At 74.7% G+C, this 14,978-nt stretch carries 12 protein-coding genes; 5 read left to right on the top strand and 7 right to left on the bottom strand.

What is annotated here, in order from left to right:
- Positions 1-41: 41 nt before the first annotated feature.
- Together ABT095_RS08365 and ABT095_RS08360 are read right to left on the bottom strand one after the other, a co-directional pair.
- Complete coding sequence (locus ABT095_RS08365; protein ID WP_350528528.1) at positions 42-1,202, bottom strand: LCP family protein; 1,161 nt, start codon at positions 1,200-1,202, stop codon at positions 42-44.
- Between the two features lie 171 nt (positions 1,203-1,373).
- On the bottom strand, positions 1,374-2,165 hold the full coding sequence (locus tag ABT095_RS08360) for a TIGR03089 family protein (RefSeq protein ID WP_350528527.1): 792 nt from the start codon (positions 2,163-2,165) through the stop codon (positions 1,374-1,376).
- Positions 2,166-2,267: 102 nt separating this feature from the next.
- On the opposite strand from ABT095_RS08360, the gene ABT095_RS08355 reads away from it, so the two are divergent.
- Positions 2,268-3,287, top strand: a complete 1,020-nt coding sequence (locus ABT095_RS08355; RefSeq protein ID WP_350528526.1) for a peptidoglycan recognition protein family protein — start codon at positions 2,268-2,270, stop codon at positions 3,285-3,287.
- A 13-nt stretch (positions 3,288-3,300) separates the two neighbouring features.
- Here the strand turns inward: ABT095_RS08355 and ABT095_RS08350 are convergent, their stop codons facing one another.
- The 4 genes from ABT095_RS08350 to ABT095_RS08335 are packed head-to-tail and all read right to left on the bottom strand — an operon-like array spanning position 3,301 to position 7,118.
- Positions 3,301-4,221, bottom strand: coding sequence for a DNA-3-methyladenine glycosylase family protein (locus tag ABT095_RS08350; RefSeq protein ID WP_350528525.1), 921 nt, complete (start codon positions 4,219-4,221; stop codon positions 3,301-3,303).
- On the bottom strand, positions 4,218-5,513 hold the full coding sequence (locus ABT095_RS08345) for a coenzyme F420-0:L-glutamate ligase (RefSeq protein ID WP_350528524.1): 1,296 nt from the start codon (positions 5,511-5,513) through the stop codon (positions 4,218-4,220). Before ABT095_RS08345 ends, ABT095_RS08350 begins: the two co-directional genes overlap by 4 nt.
- Positions 5,510-6,469 (bottom strand): 2-phospho-L-lactate transferase, encoded by a 960-nt coding sequence (gene cofD, locus ABT095_RS08340; protein WP_350528523.1) that lies wholly within the window; start codon positions 6,467-6,469, stop codon positions 5,510-5,512. The genes ABT095_RS08345 and cofD overlap by 4 nt, the downstream gene beginning before the upstream one ends.
- A 46-nt stretch (positions 6,470-6,515) precedes the next feature.
- The gene (locus tag ABT095_RS08335) at positions 6,516-7,118 is read right to left on the bottom strand and encodes a cysteine dioxygenase (protein ID WP_350528522.1); all 603 of its coding nucleotides are present in this window, start codon (positions 7,116-7,118) and stop codon (positions 6,516-6,518) included.
- Positions 7,119-7,800: 682 nt separating this feature from the next.
- Here ABT095_RS08335 and ABT095_RS08330 point away from each other — a divergent pair.
- From ABT095_RS08330 to ABT095_RS08320, 3 genes are all read left to right on the top strand, one after another.
- Positions 7,801-8,073 (top strand): WhiB family transcriptional regulator, encoded by a 273-nt coding sequence (locus tag ABT095_RS08330; protein ID WP_104816397.1) that lies wholly within the window; start codon positions 7,801-7,803, stop codon positions 8,071-8,073.
- A 209-nt stretch (positions 8,074-8,282) separates the two neighbouring features.
- Positions 8,283-12,173 (top strand): glycosyltransferase, encoded by a 3,891-nt coding sequence (locus tag ABT095_RS08325; RefSeq protein ID WP_350528521.1) that lies wholly within the window; start codon positions 8,283-8,285, stop codon positions 12,171-12,173.
- Between the two features lie 3 nt (positions 12,174-12,176).
- On the top strand, positions 12,177-13,841 hold the full coding sequence (locus ABT095_RS08320; protein ID WP_350528520.1) for a DUF5719 family protein: 1,665 nt from the start codon (positions 12,177-12,179) through the stop codon (positions 13,839-13,841).
- Positions 13,842-13,879: 38 nt separating this feature from the next.
- Here ABT095_RS08320 and ABT095_RS08315 read toward each other — a convergent pair whose 3' ends face one another.
- Entirely contained in the window at positions 13,880-14,329 is a 450-nt protein-coding gene (locus ABT095_RS08315; protein ID WP_350528519.1) for a metallopeptidase family protein, read from the bottom strand.
- Positions 14,330-14,459: 130 nt separating this feature from the next.
- Between ABT095_RS08315 and ABT095_RS08310 the strand changes: the two genes are divergently transcribed.
- Positions 14,460-14,822 (top strand): DUF3499 domain-containing protein, encoded by a 363-nt coding sequence (locus tag ABT095_RS08310; protein WP_350528518.1) that lies wholly within the window; start codon positions 14,460-14,462, stop codon positions 14,820-14,822.
- Positions 14,823-14,978: the final 156 nt, after the last annotated feature.

Raw genomic sequence — 14,978 nt, 5'->3', positions numbered from 1 at the left:
GTGACATGGCTGGGACATGGCGACCGGTCGGCCGACCGGGCTCACCTGGCGCAGACGTCGCCGTCGTCTGCTTGGACGCGTTGCAAGTCCGTCGGTGTTGCAACCGGTGCGTCGGGCGGTGCTCCCCTCCTGGCCGGGGCCCCGGACCCACTGCCGGTCGGGGTCGCGGTCTCGGTCGCCGTCGGGGTCGCGGTCGCGGTCGGGGCCGCGGTGGCCGGGGGAGCGGTCAGCGAGCGGTCGGTGGCGAGCAGTGCGAAGAGCCGGGCGGCGTCCGGCTGACGGAGCACCAGGTGCTCCTGGTTCCGCGGGTCGTCGAGCACCGGCACGGTGGTGAAGGTGATGCTCCCGGGGCTGACCCGGCCGAGGTCCAGCGCCAGGTCCCTGAGCTTGCCGACGCTGCCGATCGCGCTGTCCACGGTGAGCGCCTTGGTGGCGGCGTCGGCGAGGCTCCAGAGCCGGCCCGGGTCGGTCAGGGTGCCGGTGCTCCTGGCCTTGCGGATCATCGAGCTGACGAACTGCTGCTGCAGCGGGATGCGGGTGAGGTCGCCGCCGTACCCGACCGAGTGCCGGGTGCGTACGAAGGCGAGCGCCTGCTCGCCCTGCACCACGTGCCTGCCCTTGCGCATCACCAGGTGCGAGCCCGGGTCGTCGATGTCCTTGCCGGCGCAGACCTCCACCCCGCCGAGCGCGGTGGAGAGCGTCTTCACGGCCTGGAAGTTGACCATCAGGAAGTGGTCGACCCGCACCCCGGTGAGCTTCTCGACCGTCTTCCAGGTGCAGCCGGGGTCGCGGCCGGCCTGGCCGAGGCTGGTGTTGAACATCGCCCGGCTCTCGGCCGGGGCGGTCCGCCCGCCGCTGCGGCACTCGGGGATGGGCACCATCAGGTCGCGCGGGATGCTCACCACGGTCGCGTTGCTGCGGTCCTTGGCGACGTGGAACAGCAGCGTGGTGTCGGCGTGCCCGGTGCTGCCCTCGTCACCGTACGCGCGGCCGAGGCCCTCGCGGCTGTCGGTGCCGATCATCAGCAGGTTCAGTGCCTCGGTGGTGGCCGGCGGGCGCTCGACGGGATCACCGAGCTCCACCTCGACGGCGGAGATGTTCCGGTCGAAGCGCTGGTACGCGTAGTACGCGCCGCCGCACCCGACGGCGAGTAGCAGGGCGGCGACGCCGGAGGTCCACTTGAGGACCTGTCGGCTGTTCATCCGGACACCCTAGACGAGCGATCGGGACCGGTCGTACACGGTGTGATCGGGCCCACGGGGCAGAAGGGTGCCAAAACGGGCAAAGCGGAAGGGGTGCCCGCCGCCCCGCCGGAGCCGGACCCGTTTCGGGGAGTCGGGCGGCGGAGAGCTGACGGGCACCCCCGGTCGTGGTCAGCCCAGGCGCAGGGTGACCCGCTCCGACTCGATCCGCTTCTCCCACTGGTCCTCGGTCAGCCCCTCGGAGTTTCGGCAGAGCACCACCGAGGCCCCGGCCGCCAGCGGCGCGAGCAGCCCGGCCTCCAGGCCCGGCCAGGTCTCGTACCCGAGCGTGCTGAGCACCCGGCTGCCGGTGGTGAGCCCGAGCCGCTGGGCGCCCTCGCGGGCGAGGTCCACCGTCTGCTGGCCCGTCAACTTCAGTGGCAGGCCGTCCACCTGGGTCTCCAGGGCGGGCGCCGCCGGGTCGACGGGGGAGTACGGCGCGAAGCGGTCGCCCTGGCCGGGCACCTCGGCGGCGTAGTCGAGGAAGCCCTCGGGCCGCTGCGGGAAGCGGCCGCCGAGCGGGCGCAGCGCGAGCGCGACCCGCTCGCCGGGGCAGCTCTGGGCGGTCTCGAGGCCGTCCGGCCCGCTGACCACCAGATCGGTGGTGGCCGGGTCGCCGGCGGGCACCGCCGTGACGCCCACCGACCAGCAGGCCAGCAGCCAGACGGCGCTCTGCCAGTGGGCGGGCAGCAGCAGTGCGGCGCGGTCCTCCGGCCCGGCGTTGAGTTCGTCCTGGAGCAGGTTGGCGGTCTTGGCGACCCAGTTGTCGAAAGTCTTGGCGGAGAGCTCGACTCTCTCGCCGGTCGCGTCGTCGTAGAAGGTCACGAGGGGACGGGAGGGGTCCGCGTCGGAGGCCCCCGCGCGCAGGTATGCGTGCAGCAGCTCGGCGGGGGTGCGGGCGTCGGCAGCGAAAGGCGCAGTCATGGTGCACCCCAGCCTACGACCTCCGACGGTCGCGCCGGGAGGGGAGGCAGGTGGCGGTAACCGGCGTGGCGTCAGGTCCGGTTTGCCCGCATCATCACGATTATGCGCTTCTCCCAGCTTGCCGTCCCCGGTGCCGCCCTCGCCGTCTGCGCGGTGCTCGCCGCCCTCGCCGCCCCGCCCGCCACCGCCGGAGCGCCGCCCGCCGCGCCGGGTGTACGGACCGTGCCGCTGGCCGGTGTTGACGGACTGACGGCCCGTAGCACCGAGCCCTTCTCCCTGCTCGGCGTCAGCTGGGACGACCCCTCCCGGGCCCCGGGCACGGTCGAGGTCCGCACCCGCTCGCTCACCACCGGCCGGTGGAGCGACTGGCGGGCACTGACCGCCGACTCCGAGGACCGGCCGGACGCGGCGGGCAGCCGGGGGAGCACCGCCCCGCTCTGGGTCGGGGCGAGCGACGGGGTGGCGGTCCGGGTGACGGGCGGGGCCCGGACCGCCGGCCTGCGGGCCGAACTGGTCGACCCGGGGCGGGGACCGGCCCGGCGGGCGGCGGGCGGGGACGGGATCGTCTCGCGGGCCCAGTGGGGCGCGGACGAATCGCTGCGCGAGCCGGAGCCCGGGTACACCGGGCCGGTCCGGGTGGTCTTCGTGCACCACACCGACACCGGCAACGACTACTCCTGCTCGGACGCACCGTCACTGATCCGGGCGATCTACCAGTACCACGTCAAGACCAACGGCTGGCGGGACATCGGCTACAACTTCCTGGTCGACCGCTGCGGCACCGTCTACGAGGGCCGCGCCGGAGGCATCGACAAGCCCGTCCTCGGCGCCCACACCCTCGGCTTCAACACCGACTCCGCCGGCATCGCCGCCCTCGGCACCTACGTCTCCACCCCCGCCCCCCAGGCCCAGACCGACGCCATCGCCCGCACCGCCGCCTGGAAGCTCTCCCTCGCCGGCCACACCCCCGCCGAGACGGCCACCCTCACCTCCGCCTCCGACGGCAGCCGCTACAAGAAGGGCACCCAGGCGACCTTCGACGCCATCTCCGGCCACCGCGACGCCTTCAACACCGAGTGCCCGGGCGACGCTCTCTACGCGGCCCTGCCCTCGATGCGGTAGCCCCGTCCGGGGTCTACCGTCCGCGGTGATCGTTCGGCGCGAGCCGGGGCCCGAAGCGAGGAGCGCGGGCCCCCGCCAGCCGCAGCAGCAGGCAGAGCCGGTACCGCTGCCCCCGGTACGGCTCCAGGAGCTCGAGCATCTGGGCGTCGTCGCTGCGCACCCGCCCGGCCAGCGCCCAGCCGACCAGGTTCGGCAGGTGGAAGTCCCCGACCGACACCGCGTCGGCGTCCCCGTTGCTCCGCTGCAGCGTCTCCGCCGCCGTCCATACCCCGACCCCCGGCACGGCCGTCAGCCGCGCGAACGCCGCCTCGTGCCCGAACCCCGAAGCCTCCTCCAGCCGCGCGGCGAGCCGCACGGCGCGGACCACCGTCGCCGCCCGCTTCGGATCCACCCCGGCCCGGTGCCACTCCCAGCTCGGCAGCAGCGCCCACTCCCGCGCCGAGGGCGCGACCCGAAGGCCCGCCGCCGCGGCCGGCCCCGGCGCCGGGGTGCCGAACCGCAGCAGCAGCTCCCGGTACGAGCGGTAGGCCTCGGCCGTGGTGACCTTCTGTTCGAGGATCGCGGGCACCAGCGATTCGAGCACCAGGCCGGTGCGCCCCAACCGCACGCCCGCGTAGGTGCGTTGGGCCTCCCGCAGGGGGCCGGGCGGCACCACGAGTGCGCCCGGATCGTCCTCGGCGCCGAGCATCGCGGGCACTCTTCCGAGCAGCCACTCGGCCCCGGGCCCCCAGGCGGTGGCCGTCACCTCGCCGCCGTGGGCCCGGACCTGCAAGGTCCCGATCCCGCCCGGCGTCCGGCAGGCCCGCCAGAGGGAGCCGTCCCCGGCGCTGCGGTACGACGGATCGGCGGGCCCCCGCCGCAGCGGCAGCAGGGTCCGCGTCACGTCCAGCGGGAAGTCCGGCCGCCAGACCCGTACCGCGCCTTCCTCGGTCATCTGACTTCGACGAACCCCTCGATGCCGCGCGGGGCCCGCGCGGGTGCGGGGGCGGCGGGCCGGCCGACGGCGACCGCGCCCATCGGGTCCCAGCCGGGCGGCAGGTCGAGCACCTCGCGCACGGTGTCACGGCAGAACATGGTCGAGGAGACCCAGGCCGAGCCGTAGCCCTCCCCGGCCAGCGCGACCAGCAGGTTCTGCACCCCCGCCCCGGCCGCCACCACGAACATCTCCCGCTCGGCGGCGGCCCGCCGCGCGTCGGGGTAGCTGTGCGAGCCGTCCATGACGAGGCAGGGCACCACCAGGTACGGCGCCCCGCGCAGCACCTCGCCGCGGGCGGTGCGGCGGGCGATCTTCTCCTCGCTCCAGCCGTCCAGACCGGCCAGATCGCGCCGCCAGGCGGCGAGCATCGCGTCGAGCAGCTCGGTCCGTACCGCGGCCGACTCGACCAGCACGAACCGCCAGGGTGTGGTGTGGTGCGGCGCGGGCGCGGTGACGGCGGCCGCGACGGCGCGGCGGACGGCGCCCGGGTCGACCGGCTCGTCGGTGAACGAGCGCACCGTCCGCCGCAGGGTCACGGCCTCCCGGACGGCCTCAGAGGTGCCGAGCCGGAAGAGGTCCTCGGCGGCCGGCCGGACCAGGGCGGCCGCGCCCGGCCCGTCCTCCTCGGTGACGGCGTCCGCCAGGCCGCGGACCACGGCGACCGGGGTGCCCGTCGCCTTGCCCTTCACCAGGTCGGCGGCGGCGGCCAGTTCGTCGGCGGTCGCGGTGACGGTCATGGCCAGCTCGTTGCCGTGGCTGTCCCGCCGCCCCCGGTGGTCCTCCAGGACTCGCAGCCCGGCCGCGCCGATCGCGACATCGGTGAGGCCGTTGCGCCAGGGGCGGCCGAAGGTGTCGGTGACCAGCACGGCCAGCCGGCGGCCGGTCAGCCGCTGCAGTGCGGCGCGCAGCGTGCGGGCCGAGCGGTCCGGGTCCTCGGGCAGCAGCAGCACGGTGCCGGCCGGGGTGTTGGAGGCGTCGACCCCGGCGGCGGCCATCACCAGGCCGTTGCGGTTCTCCACGATCCGGACGCCGCCGCGGCGGGCCACCACCCGGACGGTCTCCGCGTCGATCGCCGCCTCGCGGTCGTCGGCCCGCACCAGCCGCCCCTCGGCCTTGCTGACGATCTTCGAGGTGACCACCACGACGTCGCCGTCCTCGAAGCCGCCGCACTTCGCGATCAGCTCGGCCAGGTCGTCCCCGGCCGCGACCTCCGGCAGCCCGGCCACGGGGAGCACGGCGAGCTGGTTCACCCGCGCACCTGCCCGGCCAGCTCCAGCGCGGCCCGCGCCATCGCGGCGGTGGCCTCGGGGTCGCTCATCAGCAGTGGTACGGCCCGGCAGGTGATTCCGGCGGCGGTGACCGGCTCGACGGCCGCCGCGTCGGCGGTGTCCACCAGCCAGCCGTCGAGGAGGTCGGGGCCGTAGTGCAGGGCGACGGCCTCGGCGGTGGCCTCGACGCCGACGACGGCCAGCACCTTGTCGGCCATGCCGCGCACCGGCGCGCCGCCGATGATCGGGGAGAGGCCGACCACCGGGGCAGCGGCGGCGGCCACGGCGGCCCGCACGCCGGGCACCGCGAGCACGGTGCCGATGCTGACCACGGGGTTGGACGGCGGCAGCAGGATCACGTCGGCCGCCGCGATCGCCTCGAGCACGCCGGGGGCGGGCTCGGCGGTGTCGGCGCCGACGGCGATGACCGCCTCGGCGGCCACGGCGGCGTGCAGCCTGACCCAGTACTCCTGGAAGTGCACGACCCGCGGGCCGCCCTCGTCGGTGATCCGGACATGCGTCTCGACCCGGTCGTCGGTCATCGGCAGCAGCCGCACCCCGGGCTGCCAGCGGTCGCAGAGCGCCTCGGTGACGGCGCTCAGCGGGTAGCCCGCGGCGAGCATCTGGGTGCGGACGATGTGGGTGGCGAAGTCCTTGTCGCCGAGGCCGAACCACTCGGGGCCGACCCCGTACGCCTTCATCTCGGCCTTGATCGACCAGGTCTCCTCGGCCCGGCCCCAGCCCTGTTCCTCGTGGATGCCACCGCCGAGGGTGTACATCAGGGTGTCGAGGTCGGGGCAGACCTTGAGCCCGTAGAGGTGGATGTCGTCCCCGGTGTTGCCGATGACGGTGATCTCGTCGTCCGGCGTGACCACGTCCTTGAGGCCGCGCAGGAACCGCGCCCCACCGATCCCGCCTGCCAGTGCCACGATGCGCATGGCGCCCATCCTGCCAGGCGGGCCGGTGGCGGACGGCCAGGGACGGTCAGTGCTGGTGCTCGCCCGAGGTCTCGACGGCGCGCTCGGCCACGGCCGGGGTGCCGTACTGGTTCATCTCCACCAGGCCGGGGGAGTAGAGGTGGATCGAGACGGCCGGCTCGAGAGTGCCGTTGACCACCTCGTGCAGGTAGCCGGAGGAGAAGACCCGGCGGGCGCCGGGCCGCAGGGTGCGCACGCCCTCGCCGGCCTCGGTGAGCGAGCGCTCGACCAGCTCGCCCTGAACCACCGTCATGACGCCGTTGGCCGTGCCGTGGTCGTGGAAGCCACTGCTCTGGCCGGGCAGCCAGCTGAGCAGCCAGACCTCGTAGCCGGGGCCGGTCTCCAGCCGGGCGTACCAGCGGGTGAGGGCGTCGTAGCGCACCAGCGGGGCCCAGCGCTCGGTGTCGGCCGCGATCTCGCGCACCAGCCGGGCGTACCCGGCGACGGTGGTCGGGTGCTCCGGCAGGTCGGTGCGGGCCAGGTGCGGGAAGGCCAGCGGGTCACCGGCGATGCTGATGTCGCTCAGGCCGTCGGTCCACGGCTGGACGGGGGCGGTACGGGCGTTCCTGCTGCGGTCCCGGTTGCGCTTGCGGAGGCGGGGCAGTCGCATGTGAGGTGTCCTCGGTCGGCTGGAAGGAGGGCTCAGCCAAGACCGCGGAGTTTCGAAGGGGGACTGTCGCGCGGTGTCGGCCTCGGGTTCGAACCTGGGCGGCGCGCGGTGGGACGCGGGCGCCTAGATACAGGAACAGAGGCGACAACAGAGCGAGCTCGCGGCACGACGAAGCACGACCTGGCGGCTTCGAAGGGTGGCGAACTCTGACATGAGCCATAGCAGACCGCAACAGGGGGCGCGATGTCAACTGCCGAAGGGGACATTCGGTACAGATCACTCCCGAAGTACCGGATGGGGTGATAAATCACCCTCTAGGTTTCGATGCGAAGATCGCCGGGAAGGCAGCCGAAGGACCCGGCAACCGGGCCACCGCCCATCCGCGTCCCCCCGATCGGGGGGTGGTCAGGTCGGCGGCGGCCCGTGTTGACTGCTAGTCAGCCGGTGGGTGGTTGAGGGCGATTGCGTCCGATTCGGACCAAAGGCGCGGAACGCGCCGAATGTCCGGATATGTACACTTATCGTAGCGCCTTGGTGCCGGGGAGTGAATCCTTGGCCCAATACCAGAGCTCGGCTTGACTGGGCCAGAGTGACGCACATGTAATTTCACTCGTGTCGTTCCGCCGCTCCAGGCAACGGCAACACCACGGGGACGCCACAAGGGGCAGAGGAGGCGCGCCAAATGAGCGAGCTCTTTGAGCTGTTGATCGGTGAGGGCATCGAGGAGGAAGAGGAAGAGCTCGGCTGGCAGGAGCGGGCGCTCTGCGCCCAGACCGACCCGGAGTCCTTCTTCCCCGAGAAGGGCGGCTCCACCCGCGAGGCCAAGAAGGTCTGCCTCGCCTGCGAGGTCCGCTCCGAGTGCCTCGAGTACGCCCTCGCCAACGACGAGCGCTTCGGCATCTGGGGCGGCCTCTCCGAGCGCGAGCGCCGCCGGCTCAAGAAGAGCGCCGTCTGAGGCCACCGAGGCCCCGGCAGCACCCAGGGCTCGTGCCCGTGCATTTCAGCGCCTCACCGACGGAACGGTGGGGCGCTTTCGCATGCCCGCACCGGCCCGGGGGCACCACGGACGCCCGGAGCCGTTAGTGTGGTGCGCCAGCCGGATGCCCTCGGGGTATCGAGGCCGCCGGAAGCTGCATCCACCGAACACTGGGGCCTGCGCACTCGATGACTGTCCACAGCCACCAGAGCGGCTTCGCCGCCGTCAGGCCTCCCGCCTACCCGCGCCATCTCGTCACGGCCGTGATCGTCTCGCACGACGGCGCCCGCTGGCTCCCGCAGGCCCTGGCCGGCCTGCTCGGCCAGGACCGCCAGGTGCAGCGCATCCTCGCCGTCGACACCGGCTCCACCGACAACTCGCCCCAGCTGCTCCAGGACACCCTCGGCGACTGGCTGCCCGAGAGCGGCCCGCTGGTGCTCGGCCGCCGCTCCGGCTTCGGCAACGCCGTCGGCCAGGCCGTGCACAGCGCGCCCCCGCTGCGCCCCGAGGACCTGCCCTACAGCCTCGACCCCTCCGGCTACGACCCCGTCACCGGCGGCTGGGACGACTTCGGCGACCCGCTCGGCGCCGAGGACGACCTCGGCCGCAGCGGCCCGCGCGAGACCAGGCCGGTCGAGTGGCTCTGGCTGCTGCACGACGACTGCGAGCCGCAGACCGACGCGCTGCGCCGCCTGCTGCAGGTCGCCGACAGCACCCCGACCGCCGCCGTGATCGGCCCCAAGCTGCGCAGCTGGTACGACCGGCGCCAGCTCCTCGAGGTCGGCGTCACCATCGCCCGCTCCGGCCGCCGATGGACCGGCCTGGACCGCCGCGAGCAGGACCAGGGCCAGCACGACCAGGTCCGCCCGGTGCTCGCCGTCTCCACTGCGGGCATGCTGGTGCGCCGGGACGTCTTCGAGGAGCTCGGCGGTTTCGACCAGGCCCTCCCGCTGATGCGCGACGACACCGACTTCTGCTGGCGGGTCAACGCCGCCGGCCACCGCGTGGTGGTCGCCCCCGACGCCGTGCTCCGGCACGCCGAGGCCGCCAGCCGCGAGCGCCGCGCCATCGACTGCGGCACCGCGCACCCGCACCGGGTCGACAAGGCCGGTGCCGTCTACACCCTGCTCGCCAACTCCAAGGGCGCGCTCTTCCCCTACGTCCTGCTCCGCCTGGTGCTCGGCACCCTGGTCCGGGTCATCGCCGACCTGGTCGGCAAGGACCCGCGCCGGGCCTTCGACGAGCTGGCCGGCCTCGGCCACGAACTCGTCCGGCTGCCCCGCCTGCTGCTCGCCCGCAAACGCCGGGCCCGCACCCGCAGCGGCGACGCGCTCGACGACCGCACGCTCTTCCCCGCCCCCGGCGCCACCGCCCGGCTCGCCGTCGAACAGGCCATCAGCTCCCTGGGCATCGGCGGCGGAGGCGACGACTCCGGCCGGCACGGCTCCACCGAGTCCGGGCCCGGCGACGAGGACGCCGACGACCTGGTCGTCGAGCAGTTCGCCCTGCTCAAGAAGCTCGCCCGGCGCCCCGCACCGCTCCTGTTCACCGCCCTGCTGATCTTCGCGCTGCTCGCCTGCCGCGACCTGCTCGGCAGCGGCAGCCTGCTCGGCGGCGCGCTGCTGCCCGCCTCCGACGGCGCCTCCGGCCTGTGGACGGCGTACGCGGGCAGCTGGCACCCCGTCGGCACCAGCACCACCGCGAGCAGCCCGCCCTACCTGGCCGTGCTCGCCGTGCTCTCCAGCGTGCTGTTCGGCAACGCCGACCTCGCCGTCACCCTGATCGTGGTGCTCGCCGTGCCGCTCGCGGCCGTCAGCGCCTACCTGGTCTCCCGGCCGCTGATCGAGTCCAAGCTGGTCCGCGCCTGGGCCAGCGCCGCGTACGCCCTGCTGCCCGCCACCGCCGGTGCGCTGGCCCAGGGCCGGATCGGCACCCTGGTGCTGGCCGTGCTGCTCCCGCCGCTGGCCCGCGCCGCCGCGATCACCGCCGGCCTCGGCATCCGTGCCGAGACCGCCGCCCGCGGCGGCCGCCCCGGCTGGCGCTCCGCCTGGATGACGGTGCTGATGCTCACCGTATCCACCGCCTTCGTGCCGCTGACCTGGGCCATCGCCGTCCCGCTCTCGCTCGCCGCACTGGCGCACGCCGTGCTGCGCGGCGGTGCCTTCGGCTCCGGCCCCGAGGCGCTGCGCCTGCTCGGCCTGCGCGTCCTGGTGATCCTCGGCGTGCCCGTCCTGGTGCTCGCCCCCTGGTCGCTCGGCGTGCTGTCGCACCCGTCCCGGCTGCTCCTGGAGGCCGGGCTGCCCGGCCTGACCGGTGACCCGGCCAGCCCGCTCGGGCTGGTGCTGGTCAACCCCGGCGGCTCCGGCGTGCCGCCGGTCTGGCTCTCCGCCGGCGTGGTGCTCTCGGCCCTGGCCGCCCTGCTGCGCGCCGACCGCCGCCGCGCCGTGCTGGCCGCCTGGGGCGCCGCCGGGGCCGGCCTGGTCTTCGCCGTCGCCGTCGCGGGCACCAGCGTCACCCCGGCCTCAGGCGGGCCGGCCGTGGCCGCGTGGTCCGGCCCCGCGACCCTGCTCGCGGGTGTCGCCCTGCTGGCCGCCGCCGCGATCGGCGCCGACGGCGCCAACGCCCGTGTCGCCGGGATCGCCTTCGGCTGGCGCCAGCCGGTGGCCGCCCTGGTGGTGGCCGGCGCCGTGCTGGCCCCCTTCGGCACCGCCGTCTGGTGGGCCGTCACCGGCGCCGCCGGGCCGCTGGCCCGCGCGAGCGCCGTGCAGGTCCCCGCGTTCGTCGCGGAGGAGGCCGCCACCTTCAGCCGCCCGCGCACCCTGGTGCTCGCCGGCGACGCCTCCGCCACCGACGTCCGCTTCGCGCTGGTGCGCGGCGCCGGCCTGACCCTCGGCCAGGCCGAGGGCACCGTCGACACCTCCGACGCGGCCCAGGACGGGCTGACCAAGCTGGTCGGCAGCCTGCTCGCGGGCTCCGGCGGCGAGCAGGCCAAGGCCCTGGCCGGCTACGGCGTCGGGTACGTCGAGGTGAAGGACCCGATGACCGCCAAGGTCCGCGACGTGCTCGACACCACCCCGGGCCTGACCAGGCTCAACCAGGAGAACGGCGCCGCCCTCTGGCAGGTCACCGGCGCCCCCGGCACCCGGGCCGTCATCACCGGCGGCAAGACCGCGCCCGTCCCGGTGCCCGCCGGTGTGCACGACATCGACGTGACGATCCCGGCCGGCCCCGCGGGCCGGGTGCTCCGCCTCGCCGAGAGCGCCGACAGCTCCTGGCAGGCCACCCTGGACGGCACCGCGCTGGAGGCCACCGACCCGGTGGACGGCTGGGCCCAGGGCTTCAAGCTGCCCGCCGGCGGCGGCCACCTGGAGGTCACCCGCGGCGGCAGCATGCTGCACAGCGGCTGGATCGCCGCGCAGCTGCTGCTCGGCCTCACCGTCCTGGTGCTCGCGCTGCCCGGCCGTCGCAACCACAACGACGACGACCTCCCGGAGGACGTGGCCGCGGCCGCGGCGCTCGCCGCCCAGGCGCAGGCCCAGGCCCCGCTGCCCGGCAGCCGCCGGGCCCGCCGGATGGCCGAGCGCGGCGAGGGCGAGGCCGAGAACGCCGAGCCCGAGACCGGGGTGTACGCCGCCGTGCCGCCCCAGGCCGCCGAACCCGCCCCCGAGGCGTACCCGGAGCAGCAGTACGGCGACTACCCGGCCGCGCAGCCCGCGGCCGTCCCGTACGAGCAGCAGCAGTACGGCGACCCCTACGGCGATCCGTACGCCCAGCAGGGCTACGCCGGGCAGACCTACCAGGAGCAGCCCTACGGGGACCCGTACTCCCAGCAGCAGTACGCCGGGCAGGGCTACCCGGAACAGCAGCCGTACGCCGACCCGTACGCGCAGGCGCCGCAGCCCGGCCAGTACTACGACCCGTACGCGGGGCAGGGCTACCCGGCCCAGGAGCAGCAGCCCTGGGTGCCCGGCCAGCAGCAGCCCTACGACCCCGCGCAGCAGCCCTACGACCCCACGCAGGACGGCGAGGACCCGTACGGCACCGGCGGTCACCCGCACCACCACGGAACGGGGCACTGACCCATGAAGAAGCCCAGCATCAAGGCGCCCAAGCTCAAGGCCCCGCAGCTCAAGCTGCCGCGCGTCGGCGGCTCCGCCGAGCCCGGCACCGAGGCGTCGGGGGCCGGCTCGGTCGCCCGCACCACCCAGTCGCTGCTCGCGGCGGCCGTGGTGCTCGCGGCGGTGTTCGGCATCGCCGAGCTGCGCCCGCCGGTCACCCCGGCCAAGGCCGCGCCGGCCGGCGCGGCCACCACCGCGCAGGTCGAGCGGACCACGGCGGTCTGCCCGCAGCCGCTCCAGGACCTCACCGGCACCACCGCCCTGACGCTGTTCAGCCCGGCCGGCGCCAAGGCCGCCGGCGGTACGGCGTACCTGAGCGACGTGGCGCCCCCGGCCGCTGCCCCCGCCACCCCGGCACCGGCCGCCTCGGCTCCGGCCACCCCGGCCCCGTCGGGCAGTGCCGCACCCGCCGCACCCGCCGCACCCAGCGACGCCCGGCTGAGCCTCGCCAAGCCCGGCGTGCCGGTCACCGGCCCGGCCGCCAACAACGACACCGCGCCCGGCACGGTGGCCGTCGCCACCGGCGGGTACGCCCCGGGCTTCACGGTGGGCCAGACCACCGTCGTCACCGACCCGGCCAACGCCGGGATGTCCGGCCTCACCTGCGCGCCCTCCGGCACCAGCTTCTGGTTCGCCGGAGCCAGCACCGACGGGAGCCGGACCGACTACGTCAGCCTGGTCAACGCCGACGCCGCGCCCGCCGTGGTCGACCTCAAGTTCTTCGGCGACAAGGGCCCGGTCGACGTCGACGCCGCCAACGGCATGACCATCGCCCCCGGTGCCTCCCAGGCGGTCCGCCTGAACACCCTGGTCAAGGGGGTCAAGGACCTCGCCGTGCACGTGGTGGCCCGCAGCGGCCGGGTCGGTGCCGCGCTGCACACCTCGGACGGCGGCAAGGGCGCCGACTGGCTGCCCGCCTCCACCGACCCGGCACCCACGGCGGTGCTGCCCGGGATCCCCGGCGACACGACCAACGCCCACCTGGTGGTGGCCGCGCCCGCCGACGACGACGCGGACCTCAAGATCCAGATCTCGGGCAAGAACGGCTGGTTCACCCCGGCCGGGCACGAGAGCATCCACGTCAAGGCCGGCATGGTCAACGCGGTGGACCTGGACAAGATCACCCGGGGCGAGGTCGGCGCGCTCCGGCTCACCCCGAGCGACCCGGCCCACCAGACGCCGGTGGTCGCCGGCCTGCGGATCGACCGGGGGCAGAACGGCAAGACCGACGAGGCCTGGATCTCCGGCGCCGCGCCGGTCGGCAAGCGCGCCAGCGTCTCCGACAACCGGGGCAACAACACCGGCACGCTCTACCTGACCGCGGCCGACACCGCCGCCAAGGTCCGGATCACCGCCTCGGCGGGCAACAACGGCGGCACCCCAGCCACCAAGGACCTCGACATCCCGGCCGGAGCCACCGTCAGTCTCCCCACCCTGGAGCCCGCCGGCCTCAACGGCACCTACGGCCTCACGGTCGAGACCCTCTCCGGCGGCCCGGTGCTGGCGGCCCGGATGCTCGCGGTGACCACCAAGGACATCCCGATGTTCACCATCCAGTCCCTGCGCGACGACCACAGCACCGTCCAGGTGCCGCAGTCGGCAGCCGACCCGGCGGTACTGGTGCGATAGCCGGCCCACGGGGCAGCACCGCCCTCGGTGGTGCTGCCTCAGTCCTCGTCGAAGCGGGGGTCGATCGCGTCCGGCGAGAGCCCCAGAAGATCGGCCACCTGCTCGATCAGGATCTCGTGCACCAGGGCGGCCCGGTCGTCCCGGGACTTGAAGCGGATCTCCACCGGGCGCCGGTACACCACGATCCGGCTCTTCGCCCCGCCGGAGGCCGGGATGAGCCGGCCGAGCGGCACGCTCTCCGGATCGCCCTCGACGTCCTCGGGCGAGGGCACCTCCTGGACGGCGAACTCCACGTCGGCCAGCTGCGGCCAACGCCGCTCCAGCCGTTCCACCGACTCGCGGACGTAGTCGTCGAACAGCTCCGACCGGGTCAGCGAGATCGGCACCTGAGGCGGCGCCAGCGGCCCGCGCAGGCCACGGCCGTGCCGGTCGCGGTGGCGACGGCGCAGCGGCGGCTCGGCCGGTGATCGGTGTGCGGAACTCTCCATGTCACCACCGAGCCTAGCCCTTGGGAGCCCGGAAGTGGACCACCTCGACCACCCTCGCGCCGCCGACACACCCCGTTCCGGGGGACCAGGTCTTCGCGGCCCGGTCGTCCGTGCTGTACCGTCCACCCTCGTGAGCTCTGTACGTCGTTGTTCGCGGACCGCGTGCGGCCGACCGGCCGTCGCGACGCTGACGTACGTCTACGCGGACTCCACCGCCGTCCTGGGCCCGCTCGCGACCTACGCCGAACCGCACTGCTACGACCTGTGCGCCGAGCACGCCGAGCGCCTCACCGCCCCGCGCGGCTGGGAGGTCGTCCGCCTGGCGGGGGAGAGCGGCCAGCTGCGCCGCAGCAGCGACGACCTGGAGGCCCTCGCCAACGCCGTCCGCGAGGCCGCCCGCCCGCAGCCCCCCACGCCCCGTCAGGACCAGGCCGGCCCCACCGAGGCCGGCCGCCGGGGGCACCTGAGAGTCCTCCGCTCGCCGGACAACTGAGGTTCACCCTCCACCCCGTCAAGCCGGGTACGCTGCCTACGTCTGAGTGGCCTACACCTGATGGAGCGGCAGTGCGGGACCTGAAGCAGTTGGTGAAGGCGTACGACGTGCGTGGTGTGGTGCCGGACCAGTGGGACGAGGGGTTGTCGCGGGCGT

It is taken from the genome of Kitasatospora sp. NPDC002227 (genome assembly GCF_040296285.1).
In the GTDB taxonomy this organism is placed as follows: Bacteria; Actinomycetota; Actinomycetes; order Streptomycetales; family Streptomycetaceae; genus Kitasatospora.
The sequence above is the reverse complement of the archived record's forward strand: the minus strand, read 5'-3'. Positions and strand labels throughout refer to the sequence as shown.